Here is a 12800-nt window from a genome sequence, read left to right on the forward strand (position 1 = left end):
GGGCAGGCGCGTCCTGTCGCCCGCGACCGCTCACGCAGCCCCAGCCGTCTCCGCCCCGACCGGGACCGGGACACGCGACGGGGCCGCACCCCGCAGGGGTGCGGCCCCGTGTGACCGGACCGGGGTGTTCCCCCGGAAGCGGTCGCGCCTAGCCGATGCCCTTGCTGAGCGAGCCCAGCAGGTCACGGTTGAGCTGGGAGATCGTGTCCAGCGGGATGCCCTTCGGGCAGACCGCGGCGCACTCACCGATGTTGGTGCAGCCGCCGAAGTCCTCCTCGTCCTGCTGGTTGACCATCTTCACCACGCGCGACGCCCGCTCCGGCTGCCCCTGCGGGAGCATGCCGAGGTGGGTGACCTTCGCGGCGGTGAACAGCATGCTGGACGCGTTCGGGCAGGCCGCCACGCACGCGCCGCAGCCGATGCAGGTCGCGGCGTCGAAGGCGCGGTCGGCGTCCGGCTTCGGGATCGGGTTGGCGTGGGCGTCCGGCGCGGTACCCGTCGGGGCGCTGATGAAGCCGCCCGCCTGGATGATGCGGTCGAACGCGCCCCGGTCCACGACCAGGTCCTTCACGACGGGGAACGCCGTGGCGCGCCACGGCTCCACCGTGATGGTGTCGCCGTCCTTGAAGCTGCGCATGTGCAGCTGGCAGGTGGTGGTGCGCTCGGGACCGTGGGCCTCGCCGTCGATCACGACGCCGCAGGCTCCGCAGATGCCCTCGCGACAGTCGTGGTCGAACGCGACCGGGTCCTCGTTCTCCAGCGTGAGCTTCTCGTTGAGGACGTCGAGCATCTCCAGGAAGGACATGTCCGGCGAGACGTCGGTGAGCTTGTAAGTGACCATGCGACCTTCGTCGTCACGGCCCTTCTGGCGCCACACGCGCAGGGTGATGTTCACTTGTAGCTCCGCTGCTTCATCTCGACGTACTCGTACTCCAGGTCTTCCTTGTGGAGCACGGGCTTGCTGTCCACGCCACCGAACTCCCAGGCCGCGACGTAGGCGAACTCGTCGTCGTGACGCAGGGCCTCCCCGTCCTCGGTCTGGCTCTCGGAGCGGAAGTGACCGCCGCAGGACTCGCGCCGGTGCAGGGCGTCGATGCACATGAGCTCGCCCAGCTCCAGGAAGTCGGCCACGCGGTTGGCCTTCTCCAGAGCCTGGTTGAACTCCTCGTTGGCCCCGAGCACCTTGACGTCGCGCCAGAACTCGGCGCGCAGCTCGCGGATGAGCTCGATGGCCTTGCGCAGGCCCTCCTCGTTGCGCTCCATGCCGCAGTAGTCCCACATGATGTGGCCGAGCTCCTTGTGGAAGGAGTCGACGGTGCGGGAGCCGTTGATGGAGAGCAGCTTGTCGATCCGCGCGGTCACGTCCGCCTTGGCCGCGACGGCCTCGGGGTGGCTCTCGTCGATCGGATCGAAGGGGCCGGCCGCGAGGTAGTCGTTGATGGTGTTCGGCAGGACGAAGTAGCCGTCCGCCAGACCCTGCATCAGCGCGCTCGCGCCCAGGCGGTTGGCGCCGTGGTCGGAGAAGTTGGCCTCACCCGTCACGAACAGGCCCGGGATGGTGCTCTGGAGGTCGTAGTCGACCCACAGCCCGCCCATCGTGTAGTGCACGGCCGGGTAGATGCGCATCGGGAGCTCGTACGGGTTCTCTCCGGTGATGCGCTGGTACATGTCGAAGAGGTTGCCGTACTTGGCCTCGACCGCGTCGCGGCCCAGGCGCCCGATGGCGTCCGCGAAGTCCAGGTACACGCCGAGGCCGCCGGGGCCGACGCCGCGGCCCTCGTCGCAGACGTTCTTGGCGGCACGGGACGCGATGTCACGGGGCACCAGGTTGCCGAAGGACGGGTAGATGCGCTCCAGGTAGTAGTCGCGCTCCTCCTCGGGGATCTGGCGCGGGTCCCGGTCGTCACCGCCCACCTTGGGCACCCAGATTCGGCCGTCGTTGCGCAGCGACTCGCTCATCAGGGTCAGCTTGGACTGGTAGTCGCCGCTGACCGGGATGCAGGTCGGGTGGATCTGCGTGTAGCAGGGGTTCGCGAAGTGCGCGCCCTTGCGGTGGGCGCGCCACGCGGCGGTGACGTTGGAGCCCATGGCGTTGGTCGACAGGAAGAACACGTTGCCGTAACCGCCGGTGGCCAGGACCACGGCGTCGGCGAAGTGCGTCTCGATCTCGCCGGTGACCATGTCACGGGCGATGATGCCGCGCGCCTTGCCGTCCACGACGATGACCTCGAGCATCTCGTGGCGCGTGTTCATCTGGACGGTGCCGGCCGCGATCTGCCGCTCCTGCGCCTGGTAGGCGCCGATGAGGAGCTGCTGACCCGTCTGGCCGCGCGCGTAGAAGGTGCGGGACACCTGCACGCCGCCGAAGGAGCGGTTGTCCAGGAGGCCGCCGTACTCGCGGGCGAACGGGACGCCCTGGGCCACGCACTGGTCGATGATCTCGACGCTGGCCTGCGCCAGGCGGTAGACGTTCGACTCGCGGGAGCGGAAGTCACCGCCCTTGACGGTGTCGTAGAACAGCCGGTAGATGCTGTCGCCGTCGTTGCGGTAGTTCTTCGCGGCGTTGATGCCGCCCTGCGCGGCGATGGAGTGCGCGCGCCGGGGGCTGTCCTGGTAGCAGAACGAGGTGACCTTGTAGCCCGCCTCGCCCAGGGTCGCGGCCGCGGAGGCGCCGGCGAGGCCGGTGCCGACGATGATCACCGAGAGCTTGCGCCGGTTCGCGGGGTTGACCAGCTTGGCGCCGAAGCGGCGCTTGTCCCAGCGCTCGTTGATCGGTCCCTCGGGGGCCTTCTCGTCCCGGATCGGGGCGCCCTCGATGTACAGGTCGTTCTCAGACAATTAACTCACCAGTCCAAAGGTGACCGCCAGGGGCGGAAGCAGGAAGCCGACGGTCACGACCACGGCGATCGCCACGGCGACCGCGTTGATCTTGCCCTGGCGGCTGGCCTTGTTGAGGCCGAGCGTGGCCATCCCGCTCCACACACCGTGCCGCAGGTGGAAACCGACCGCGATCACGGAGGCGACGTAGAACAGCGTCACGTACCAGAACTCGGGCTGGAAGCCGTTCACGAGCCGCTCGAACGGGCTGTCCGACTTGCCGCCGGGAGCGATGACGTTCACCGTCAGGTGCAGGATGTGGAAGATCACGAAGAGCGCGATGAGCACGCCGCCGTAACGCATGGTGTACGAGGCGTAGGTGCGCTGCACCCGCTTCTTCACCTGGTAGCGCTCGGTGCGGGCCCCGCGGGCGCGGATCGTGAGGACCGCGGCGGAGTAGATGTGGATGAGGATGCTCGCCAGCAGGACGATGCGCGCGATCCACAGGAAGCCGCTCTCGGGCAGGAGCGGGTAGCCGAGCTCACGGAGGCCGTGCGCGTAGCCGTCGAAGGCTTCCTGGCCCGAGAAGACTTTCAGGTTGCCGTACATGTGCGCGATCAGGTACAGCACAAGGATCACGCCGGTGACCGCCATCGCGGACTTGAGCGCCACCGTGGACCTGTAGGCCGTAGATCGCTTCTTGGTCAAGGTACTGTTCGCCACAGCCTGCCACTTTAAATTCGAGTTCACCCTGACGTCCAAGTCATCAGGACCCTGGTGTCCATAGACGTAGGCTATGAAGCATGCAGTTCCAGCAGCTGGCGTACTTCGTCGCCGTGGCCCGCACACGCCATTTCACCCGCGCAGCCGAGCTTTCACGCGTCGCCCAGCCGAGTTTGAGCAAACAGATCCGCAGTCTTGAGCGGGAGTTGGGCGCGCCGTTATTCAGTCGTGCCCGGGGAAACATCACACTCACTCCGGCGGGCGAGGCGCTGCTTCCGCTCGCTCAGCGCATGCTCACGGACTTGGAGACGGCCCGCCGGGAGGTGGCGGAGCTGGCCGGCGTGCGCCGGGGCCGGGTGCGTCTCGGCGCGACCCCGTCGCTGTGCGCGGGGCTGCTGGCGGACGTGCTCGCGGACTTCCATACCCGCTTTCCCGGGATCGAACTCCAGGTGGAGGAGAGCGGTTCGCGCGACCTCATCCGCGACCTGGGGCGGGGCGAGCTGGACCTGGCCCTGATCATCCTGCCGCTCCAGAGCAGCGACCCCGACTTCTCGACCACGCCGATCCTGCGCGAGAACCTGGTCGTGGTGAGCCCGATGTCGCAACCCTCCCCCAACGGGAGGGCGTCGATCCGCATCACGGAGCTCCGGCAGCGGGCGCTGGTGATGTTCCGGCGCGGCTACGACGTCCGGGAGGCGACGCTGCGGGCGTGCCGGGCGGCGGGATTCGAGCCGGACCTGGCGGTGGAGGGCGGGGAGATGGACGCCGTCCTGCGGTTCGTGGAGGCGGGGCTGGGGCTGGCGGTGGTGCCCAGCATGGTGCTGAAGAACCGGCCCGGCCTGCGGGGGACGCCGCTGGCCAGGCCGCGCCTGCTCCGGACCGTGGCTCTGGCGCGGCGCAAGGACGTGGAGCCCTCGCACTCGGCGGACGCGTTCCGGCGGCACTTCAACGAGTACCTGCTGGGGATGTCGAAGGAGGACCTGGGGCCGGACCTGGAGGTGCTGATCTCGGACGCGGGCGCGGGCGGACCCGAGGAGGAAAGGCTCTCCGGCAGGAATGCCGAGGAAAGCAACTGAGCGTCCGCCGAGGGGACACAGGGCAATATCGCCCCCACCCGCCACTCAGTTGTCAAAAGCAACGAACATGACATTCATGGACGTTCATTTGCTTTTAATGACAAAAGGCCACAAATAAAATGCTAAAAGTGGCCTATTTCACATAGGCCTCCCAGGGGTTTCTCCGAAGCCGGGACGTGACCGTGATCACAACGTCCTAACGTTGCGTTGCAGACCGGTCCTACAGCTTCTCCCGCAGCCGTCCAGCACTCACGGAGAGCGTTCACCGCCGGGGAACGGGGTCCCGCCCCCGTTCCGGTCCCGACGGCGCCCTCTCCACAGGAGGTGGAGACCTCGGTGACCCCGAACGACAGCGCGCGCCCCGGCGGCGTCCGGGCGCGCATCCCCCGACGAACCCTGCGCACCGACCGATGGTGGCTCAGCCCGGTCCTCACGACCCTGGGCCTGGCCACCTTCGTCGTCTACGCCACCCTCAGGGTGCTCCAACAGGACCACTACTGGGTGGCGGAGCACCACTACCTGACCCCGTTCTACTCACCGTGCCTGGCCCAGCAGTGCGCACCCGAGGCCGCGCTGTTCGGGCGGCTCCCCTTCGAGTTCCCGCCGCTCATCCCCTACGCCCTGCTCAGCCTGCCGTTCCTGCTGCTGTTCCGGGTGACCTGCTACTACTACCGCAAGGCCTACTACCGGTCGATCTGGCAGGCGCCCACCGCGTGCGCCGTCCGCGAGCCGCACGCACGCTACACCGGTGAGACCAGGCCGCTGATGCTCCCCCAGAACGGCCACCGCTACTTCTTCTACGTCGCCCTCGCCATCACCCTGGTCAACACCTGGGACACGGCGGTCCCCTTCTTCCACGGGACGGACGGCGGCTTCGGCATCGGCCTCGGCAACCTGATCATGGTCGTCAACGTGGTGATGCTCTGGGGCTACACGCTCAGCTGCCACTCGTGCCGCCACATCATGGGCGGGCGCCTGCGCAGCTTCGACCGGCACCCCGCCCGCTACTGGATGTGGAGCCGGATCTCGACCCTGAACAACCGGCACATGTACTTCGGCTGGTTCAGCATCGCGTCCCTGATCGCCACCGACGCCTACGTCGCCCTGCTCGCCGGCGGCGCCATCACCGACCTGAGGATCCTCAACTGAGCCCCGGGGAGGGCCGTCCCCTGGAAAGGCACACCCACATGCCCCCCACAGCAGACACCGGCATCACCCGGTACACCTACGACGTCGTGGTGATCGGGGCGGGCGGAGCCGGGCTCCGCGCCGCGATCGCCGCCCGCGAGCAGGGCAAGCGCACAGCGGTGATCTCCAAGTCGCTGTTCGGCAAGGCCCACACGGTGATGGCCGAGGGCGGCGCCGCCGCCGCTCTGGGCAACGCCAACCCCGACGACGCGTGGCGCGTGCACTTCCGCGACACCATCCGCGGCGGCAAGTTCCTCAACGATCCGAGGATGGCGGAACTCCACGCCCGCGAGGCGCCGGAGCGCATTCTCGAACTGGAGCACTGGGGGGCGCTGTTCGACCGCACCGAGGACGGGAGAATCAGCCAGCGCAACTTCGGCGGCCACGAGTACCCGCGGCTGGCGCACGTGGGCGACCGCACCGGGCTGGAGATGATCCGGACCCTCCAGCAGCGGATCGTCGCACTCCAGCAGGCCGACGCGGCCGAGCTGGGAGACCCGGAGGCCCGGCTGCGGGTGTTCGCCGAGACCGCGGTCACCGAACTCGTCACCGACGGGGGAAGGGTCGTCGGCGCGTTCGGCTACCGCCGGGTGGACGGCGGGTTCGTGGTGTTCGAGGCGCCCGCGGTCGTCCTCGCCACCGGCGGCATCGGCAAGGCGTTCCGCACCACGTCCAACTCCTGGGAGTACACCGGGGACGGCCACGCCCTGGCCCTGCGGGCCGGGGCCTCCCTCATCAACATGGAGTTCGTCCAGTTCCACCCCACCGGGATGGTCTGGCCGCCGTCGGTCAAGGGCATCCTCGTCACCGAGTCGGTGCGCGGCGACGGCGGTGTGCTCCGCAACTCCGAGGGCGCGCGGTTCATGTTCGGCTACGTGCCGGACGTGTTCCGCTCCCAGTACGCGGAGACCGAGAAGGAGGCGGACGGCTGGTACGACGACCCCGCGAACAACCGCAGGCCTCCGGAGCTGCTGCCCCGTGACGAGGTGGCACGGGCCATCAACAACGAGGTCAAGGAGGGGCGCGGCTCACCGCACGGCGGCGTGTTCCTGGACGTGTCCACGCGGCTCCCGGCCGAGGAGATCCGCCGGCGGCTGCCGTCCATGCACCACCAGTTCAAGGAGCTGGCGGACGTGGACATCACCGCCGAGCCCATGGAGGTGGGGCCGACCTGCCACTACGTGATGGGCGGGGTGCGGGTGGACGCCGACACCGCGGCCTCCGACGTGCCCGGGCTGTACGCCGCCGGTGAGGTGGCGGGCGGCATGCACGGCTCCAACCGGCTCGGCGGCAACTCGCTGTCGGACCTGGTGGTGTTCGGCCGCCGCGCGGGCCTGTCCGCGGCCGCGTACGTGGACGGGCTGGGCGGCGGGGGAGTGCCGAGGGAGGCCGTGGACCGGGTCGCGGCCGAATCAGCCAGGTACGCGCTGGACTTCCTCAAGCAGGGCGGCGGCGAGAACCCGTACACACTGCACTCCGAGCTCCAGGACACCATGAACGACCTGGTGGGGATCATCCGGCGCGGGCCGGAGATGGAGGACGCCATCGGCCGGCTGGCCGCCCTGGAGGAGCGGGCGCACCTGCTCAGCGCGCCCGGGGACCGCGTCTACAACCCGGGATGGCACCTGGCGCTCGCCCTTCCCAACATGATCCTCGTGTCGCGGGCGATCACCGCGGCCGCCCTGGAGCGCGAGGAGTCGCGCGGCGGGCACACCCGGGACGACTTCCCGGCCATGTCGGCCGAGTGGCGGCGGGTGAACCTGGAGGTGAGGGCCGACCGGGCCGACCGGGTGGCGCTGTCCCGGCGCCCGGTCGCCGACATCCCGGCCGAGCTCCTCGCCCTCTTCGAGCGCGAGGAGCTGTCCAAGTACCTGACGGAAGCGGAGCTGCCCGAGGAGGGCCGGTCATGAGCGAGCGCGTGTTCAGGGTGTGGCGGGGTTCCGGCGAGGGCGGACTCGCCGAGTACCGGGTCGAGGTCAACGAGGGCGAGGTGGTGCTGGACGTCCTGCACCGGCTCCAGGCCACGCAGACCCCGGACCTCGCGGTGCGGTGGAACTGCAAGGCGGGCAAGTGCGGCTCGTGCTCGGTGGAGATCAACGGGCGGCCGAGGCTGTCGTGCATGACCCGCATGAGCGTCTTCGACGAGGACGAGGTGGTGACGGTGACGCCGATGCGCACCTTCCCCGTGGTCCGGGACCTGGTGTGCGACGTGTCGTACAACTACCGGAAGGCGATGGAGATCCCGTCGTTCACCCCGGACCCGAAGTCGTCCCCGGGTGACTTCCGCATGGCGCAGGTGGACGTGGAGCGCTCACAGGAGTTCCGCAAGTGCATCGAGTGCTTCCTGTGCAACAACGTGTGCCACGTGATCCGGGATCACGAGGAGAACAAGGAGCACTTCTCGGGTCCGCGCTTCCTCATGCGGGTGGCCGAGCTGGAGATGCACCCCGAGGACACCGCCGACCGCCGCCTGATCGCGCAGGACGAGTTCGGCCTGGGCTACTGCAACATCACCAAGTGCTGCACGGAGGTGTGCCCGGAGGGCATCCACATCACCGACAACGCCCTGATCCCGATGAAGGAGCGCGTCGCCGACCGCAAGTACGACCCGCTGGTGTGGCTGGGCTCGAAGATCGGCGTCCGCCCGAAGGACACGCCGATCGTGCCCAACCTCCGCCCACCGACGGACGGCTGACCCGGGACGCCGTGGTCCGACGACGGCCGCCGGGGGCCGGCCCCCGGTGGTCGTCGTGCGCGGCCCTCCCCCGGCACGGCGGGGGCGGCGCACGGCGGGATCAGCGGGCCGCCGACCCCTCGTCGGGGCACGGGGACGGCGGCCCTGCGGCTGTCCCGAACAGCCGGCCCGCGTGTCAGAAGCCCCGCGCGGCCCAGGAGTCCAGGTGTTCGGCCGCCTCGGCGATGGTCGTGGACTCGCCGTGGCCGGGGTGGACGACCGTCTCCCCCGGCAGGTCCACGAGCTGGTCGCGGATCGAGGAGATGATCGTGGGGAAGTCGGAGAAGGGCTGCCCCGTGGCGCCCGGACCGCCCGGGAAGAGGGTGTCCCCGGTGAAGACCGCGCCCAGTTCCGGCGCGTAGAGGCACACGCCGCCGGGGGTGTGGCCCGGGGTGTGCAGGATCTGGAGTTCGACGCCCCCGGCCAGCAGCGCCTCGCCGTCCAGCAGCGGGGCGTCCGGTTCGCGGTGCGGGTGGGCCTGGTGCCACAGGTCCGCGTCGTCGGGGTGCAGCAGGATGGGGCAGTTCGTGAGGTCGGCGAGCGCGACGGCGGCGTTGACGTGGTCACTGTGCCCGTGGGTGGACACGATGGCCATCAGCTCACGGTCGCCGAGACCTCGCGCGATCGCCTGGTGGTCGTGCGCGGCGTCGATCACGATCGCGCTGTCCTCGTCACCGACGATCCACACGTTGTTCTCGACATCGAACTCGCCGCCCTCCAGGCTGAAGATGCCTGAGGTACGCAGGCGTTGGATGGGAGGAAGCACGCTCACAGGGCTCATCACCTGACGTCTTGTGGGCCGGTACGGCGGTTCCGAGCCTATCCCTCCCGCACCGCCCGCACATGCCGGTTCGGTAAGAGGGGAGTGAGAGTCAGAGCCCCGTGGGCTCGAAGTTGCGGCGCAGCGCGTAGGGCTGGATGAGCCCGAGCCCGTGCGCGTGACGCGCCCTCACCCTCACCACCTGGAGGCCGTCCTCGTCGGCGAGGCTCTCCGCCAGGCTCTCGTCGATGAGGACCGTGCCGGGGCGGGCGAAGGAGGTCAGTCTGCTGGAGCGGTTGACGGTCGTGCCGAACACGTCGCCGTGGAGGGTGAGCACCGGCCCCGCGGCCAGACCGACCCGCACGTCGGGCACCTCCACATGGGTCTTGACCCCGGAGGCGAGGCGAAGGGCGATGTCGGCGGCCTCGGCCGGGGAGTCCGCCACGTAGAGCACCTCGTCGCCGAGGGTCTTGACGACGCGCCCGCCGCCGGAGGCGACGATGTCGGCCGCGGTGGCCTCGAAGCCCTCCACCACCCCGGCCAGCTCCACCTCGTCCAGTTCGCGGCTGAGCGTGGTGAAGGAGACCAGGTCGGCGAAGCCGACGACCAGCGGGTAGTAGTTGGGCACCCCGTCGTTGCCGTTGGACATCACGGCGAGGGTGCGGGCGGTGGAGGCGGAGAGCTGACGGCGCCAGATGTGCAGCAGGAGGCGCTCGACGTCGGGCAGCAGCTCCTTGACCTGGTTCATCAGGGGGGTCGCCGAGTCCACGCCCTCCTTGTATATGAGCGTGCTCAGGATGCTGGTCTGCCAGTCCGCGAGGCGGGCCATGGTCTGGCCCATCGCGCGGGCGAATCGGACCACCCCCTCCTCGTCGAGGATTCCCTCCTGGAGCAGGCTGTTGGCGATCCTCAGCGACTCGACGTCGCTCTCTGCGAAGGTGATCGTCTCGTCGCCCTGGTTGGGGAATCCGAGGGCGCGCCAGATACGTCCGGCGAGTTCGGGGTCGGCACCGGCGAGCTCGATCGCCTGTTCCCTGGTGTAGACCGGTTCGCCGCCCAGAAGGGCGGCCTCGATCGCTTTCGGGTCCGGACGCGACGGCATACGTTCTCTTTCACGGATCATCCCCGGATGGCGGGGAGCAATCACCTGGTCACCGTGCCGGGACGCGGCGCGGATCACCTCCAGCTTACGCCTGTGGCCACTCCCCGGTAGGGGGTGGGCGCGCACCGGAGGCGAATGGTCACCTCTGGGGTCCCGCCGGGTACTCCGGCCGCTGGGCGATGTTGACCTGTCTGTAGATCTCCGCCTGGAACCACTCGGGTCTCGGCACCCGGCGCAGGACCATCCCCTCCTGCTCGGAGGCCGACTGTACGGACAACGTTCCGTACCGCATGATGCGTTCCCACAGGGAGATGTTGAAGGCGACGTCGTTCACCCGGGTCAGGGGCATGTCGCGGCCCTGTTTGGAGATGAGGCCCTCGCGCACCATCAGCCGCCGGTTGGAGAGGATGTACACGGTGGTCGCCCACTTGAGCACGGGGACGAGCCAGAGGACCAGCGCGGCGACCAGTCCGACGGCGACGACGACCCCGGCGGCGATCAGGCTCCAGTCCTGGTCCCAGGGCACGAACCACAGGGCGACACCGGCGGCGGCGACGATGGCGAGGAGTGCCGCGCACTCGCCCGCCAGCAGGGTCCAGTGCTGGCGGACGACGTGGACGAGCTCCTCGTCGTCGGAGAGATAACGGTCCGCGATAGCCATAACGGTGATGATGGCACAAGGCGGTCGGCCACGGGAGTGCGCGGAAGCCCTCTTGTGGACGACGGCGACCGCCGCTCCGCCGTCCGGGCGCACGCGGACGGCCCGGCCGGCGGGCCCTCGGGCGTGTCCCGGTCAGTCGCCCGGGCGCACGTGGACGACGTCGCCCGCGCTCAGCGCCCGCTCCCCGCCCGGCCCCCGCACCAGCAGGCGCGCCTGCGAGTCGACCCCGGTCGCGGTCCCGTCCAGGGTCCGGCCCCCGGGCAGGTGGACCCGTACCCGGCGCCCGACGGTGGCGCACATGTCCCGGTAGGCGGGGGCCAGGCCGCCCGCCTCGGCATCGCCGCCGGCCGCGTCCCACTCGGTGTACAGCTCCTCGAACTCCCCGAGGACGGCGGCGAGCAGCGCGCCCCGGTCCAGGGCGGTGGAGCCCTCCCCCCGCAGGGAGACGGCGTTGTCGACGGGCAGTTCGGAGCGCGACTGGGACACGTTCACGCCGATGCCGACGACCACGGCCGGGCTCCCCGAGGAGAAGTCCACCTCGGCGAGGATCCCCGCGAGCTTGCCGTCGGCCCGGCCCGCCCCGGCCCGGAGCCCCGCGGGGACGATCACGTCGTTGGGCCACTTCAGGGACGCCTTCACCCCGGTCAGACGGCGCACCGCTCCGACACCCGCCACACCCATGAGCGGGGACAGCCAGCCGAGCGCGGAGACGGGCGCGGCGGGTCGCACCAGGAGGGACACGGTGAGGGCGGCGCGTGGGGGAACGCTGAACCCGCGCCCCAGCCGCCCCTTCCCCGCGGTCTGGTGCTCGGTCACCAGGACGCTCCCGTGCGGGGCCCCGGCCGCGGCGCGCGCGGCCAGGTCGGTGTTGGTCGACCCGGTCTCGGGCAGCACCTCGATCCGCCGCCACAGGCCTCCCGGCCGGACGAGGGCGGCTTCGAGCGCCGCGGTGTCGAGCGGCGGTCTCGGGAAGGGCTCGGGTTCGCTGGTCATACGCCCATTACAGCAGCGCCGGAACCCGCTCCGGAAACCCGAGTGGGGCAGAGGACGGCCGGATACTCTGGAACAGGCACATCGGTGATCGTGCGTTGCTACGTTCAGCTACTGGAGGTGACGCGGCAGATGAGTATCGCGGCGGTGGAACCCGAGGCACTGCTCTCCTGGCAGTTCATGTTGCGCACCTGGGAAGAACTGGATGTGCCCGAAGGATGTCGGGCCGAGATCATCGAAGGCGCGCTCATCCTCGTGACCCCACCTAAGCCCGAACACAGCCAGATCGTATGGCAGGTCAACAAGGCCCTCACCCGCGAGATCCTGCGCGAGGGCAGTCGGATCGGGGAGGCCGAGGTCCACCAGACCGTCGATGTGCGTGTGCCGCTTCGGAGCGGCCTGTACATTCCCGATCTGCTGGTCCTCCCCCGTCCCGTGCTGGAGTACGACCCGGAGAACCTGGCCGCCGAAGCCCTGCTGGTGGTCGAGGTGACCTCCAGGAGCACCGCCGACCGGGACCGCGGACCCAAGCTCTGGGGCTACGCGCACGCGGGCGTCCCCCTGTACCTGCTGGTGGACCGTTGGGACCCCGAGACGGGCAGGAGCGAGGTCACCCTCTTCTCGGGCCCGGAGAACGGCCGGTACACCAGCGCGACGAAGGTGCCGTTCGGCAAGGAGATCCGGCTGCCCGCGCCGTTCGACCTCACGCTGGACACCGGGGGGTTCCCCGCCTGACGCACCGTGCCCGC

Annotated in this window: 12 protein-coding genes; 5 read left to right on the forward strand and 7 right to left on the reverse strand. The window is 69.8% G+C overall.

The genetic code is table 11. The features are described 5' to 3' along the window. Positions 1 to 148 precede the first annotated feature (148 nt). Genes Q8791_RS03860 through Q8791_RS03870 form a run of 3 tightly spaced genes read right to left on the reverse strand, consistent with a single transcriptional unit; the run spans position 149 to position 3489 of the window. The gene (locus Q8791_RS03860; protein ID WP_330090169.1) at positions 149 to 895 is read right to left on the reverse strand and encodes a succinate dehydrogenase/fumarate reductase iron-sulfur subunit; all 747 of its coding nucleotides are present in this window, start codon (positions 893 to 895) and stop codon (positions 149 to 151) included. Further along, on the reverse strand, positions 892 to 2838 hold the full coding sequence (locus Q8791_RS03865; RefSeq protein WP_330090170.1) for a fumarate reductase/succinate dehydrogenase flavoprotein subunit: 1947 nt from the start codon (positions 2836 to 2838) through the stop codon (positions 892 to 894). The genes Q8791_RS03860 and Q8791_RS03865 overlap by 4 nt, the downstream gene beginning before the upstream one ends. After that, positions 2839 to 3489 (reverse strand): succinate dehydrogenase cytochrome b subunit, encoded by a 651-nt coding sequence (locus tag Q8791_RS03870; protein WP_330090435.1) that lies wholly within the window; start codon positions 3487 to 3489, stop codon positions 2839 to 2841. A 131-nt stretch (positions 3490 to 3620) separates the two neighbouring features. Here Q8791_RS03870 and Q8791_RS03875 point away from each other — a divergent pair, with 131 nt between their 5' ends. From Q8791_RS03875 to Q8791_RS03890, 4 genes are all read left to right on the forward strand, one after another. Next, positions 3621 to 4616 (forward strand): LysR family transcriptional regulator, encoded by a 996-nt coding sequence (locus tag Q8791_RS03875; RefSeq protein WP_330090171.1) that lies wholly within the window; start codon positions 3621 to 3623, stop codon positions 4614 to 4616. Positions 4617 to 4952: 336 nt separating this feature from the next. Continuing rightward, complete coding sequence (locus Q8791_RS03880) at positions 4953 to 5765, forward strand: hypothetical protein (RefSeq protein ID WP_330090172.1); 813 nt, start codon at positions 4953 to 4955, stop codon at positions 5763 to 5765. Between the two features lie 38 nt (positions 5766 to 5803). Next, entirely contained in the window at positions 5804 to 7714 is a 1911-nt protein-coding gene (locus tag Q8791_RS03885) for a fumarate reductase/succinate dehydrogenase flavoprotein subunit (protein ID WP_330090173.1), read from the forward strand. Next, positions 7711 to 8499, forward strand: coding sequence for a succinate dehydrogenase/fumarate reductase iron-sulfur subunit (locus tag Q8791_RS03890; RefSeq protein ID WP_330090174.1), 789 nt, complete (start codon positions 7711 to 7713; stop codon positions 8497 to 8499). Before Q8791_RS03885 ends, Q8791_RS03890 begins: the two co-directional genes overlap by 4 nt. Positions 8500 to 8674: 175 nt before the next feature. Here Q8791_RS03890 and Q8791_RS03895 read toward each other — a convergent pair whose 3' ends face one another. From Q8791_RS03895 to Q8791_RS03910, 4 genes are all read right to left on the reverse strand, one after another. Then, positions 8675 to 9319 (reverse strand): MBL fold metallo-hydrolase, encoded by a 645-nt coding sequence (locus Q8791_RS03895; RefSeq protein ID WP_407941951.1) that lies wholly within the window; start codon positions 9317 to 9319, stop codon positions 8675 to 8677. A gap of 91 nt (positions 9320 to 9410) precedes the next feature. After that, complete coding sequence (locus tag Q8791_RS03900) at positions 9411 to 10400, reverse strand: adenylate/guanylate cyclase domain-containing protein (protein ID WP_330090175.1); 990 nt, start codon at positions 10398 to 10400, stop codon at positions 9411 to 9413. Between the two features lie 139 nt (positions 10401 to 10539). After that, positions 10540 to 11061, reverse strand: coding sequence for a PH domain-containing protein (locus Q8791_RS03905; RefSeq protein ID WP_330090176.1), 522 nt, complete (start codon positions 11059 to 11061; stop codon positions 10540 to 10542). Positions 11062 to 11193: 132 nt separating this feature from the next. Next, positions 11194 to 12054 carry a biotin--[acetyl-CoA-carboxylase] ligase gene (locus tag Q8791_RS03910; protein WP_330090177.1) on the reverse strand — a complete coding sequence of 287 codons (861 nt, stop codon included), beginning with the start codon at positions 12052 to 12054 and terminating at the stop codon, positions 11194 to 11196. A gap of 129 nt (positions 12055 to 12183) precedes the next feature. On the opposite strand from Q8791_RS03910, the gene Q8791_RS03915 reads away from it, so the two are divergent. Continuing rightward, complete coding sequence (locus Q8791_RS03915) at positions 12184 to 12786, forward strand: Uma2 family endonuclease (RefSeq protein ID WP_330090178.1); 603 nt, start codon at positions 12184 to 12186, stop codon at positions 12784 to 12786. The last annotated feature ends 14 nt before the right edge of the window (positions 12787 to 12800 follow it).

The organism is Nocardiopsis codii, from assembly GCF_036327455.1.
GTDB lineage: Bacteria > Actinomycetota > Actinomycetes > Streptosporangiales > Streptosporangiaceae > Nocardiopsis > Nocardiopsis codii.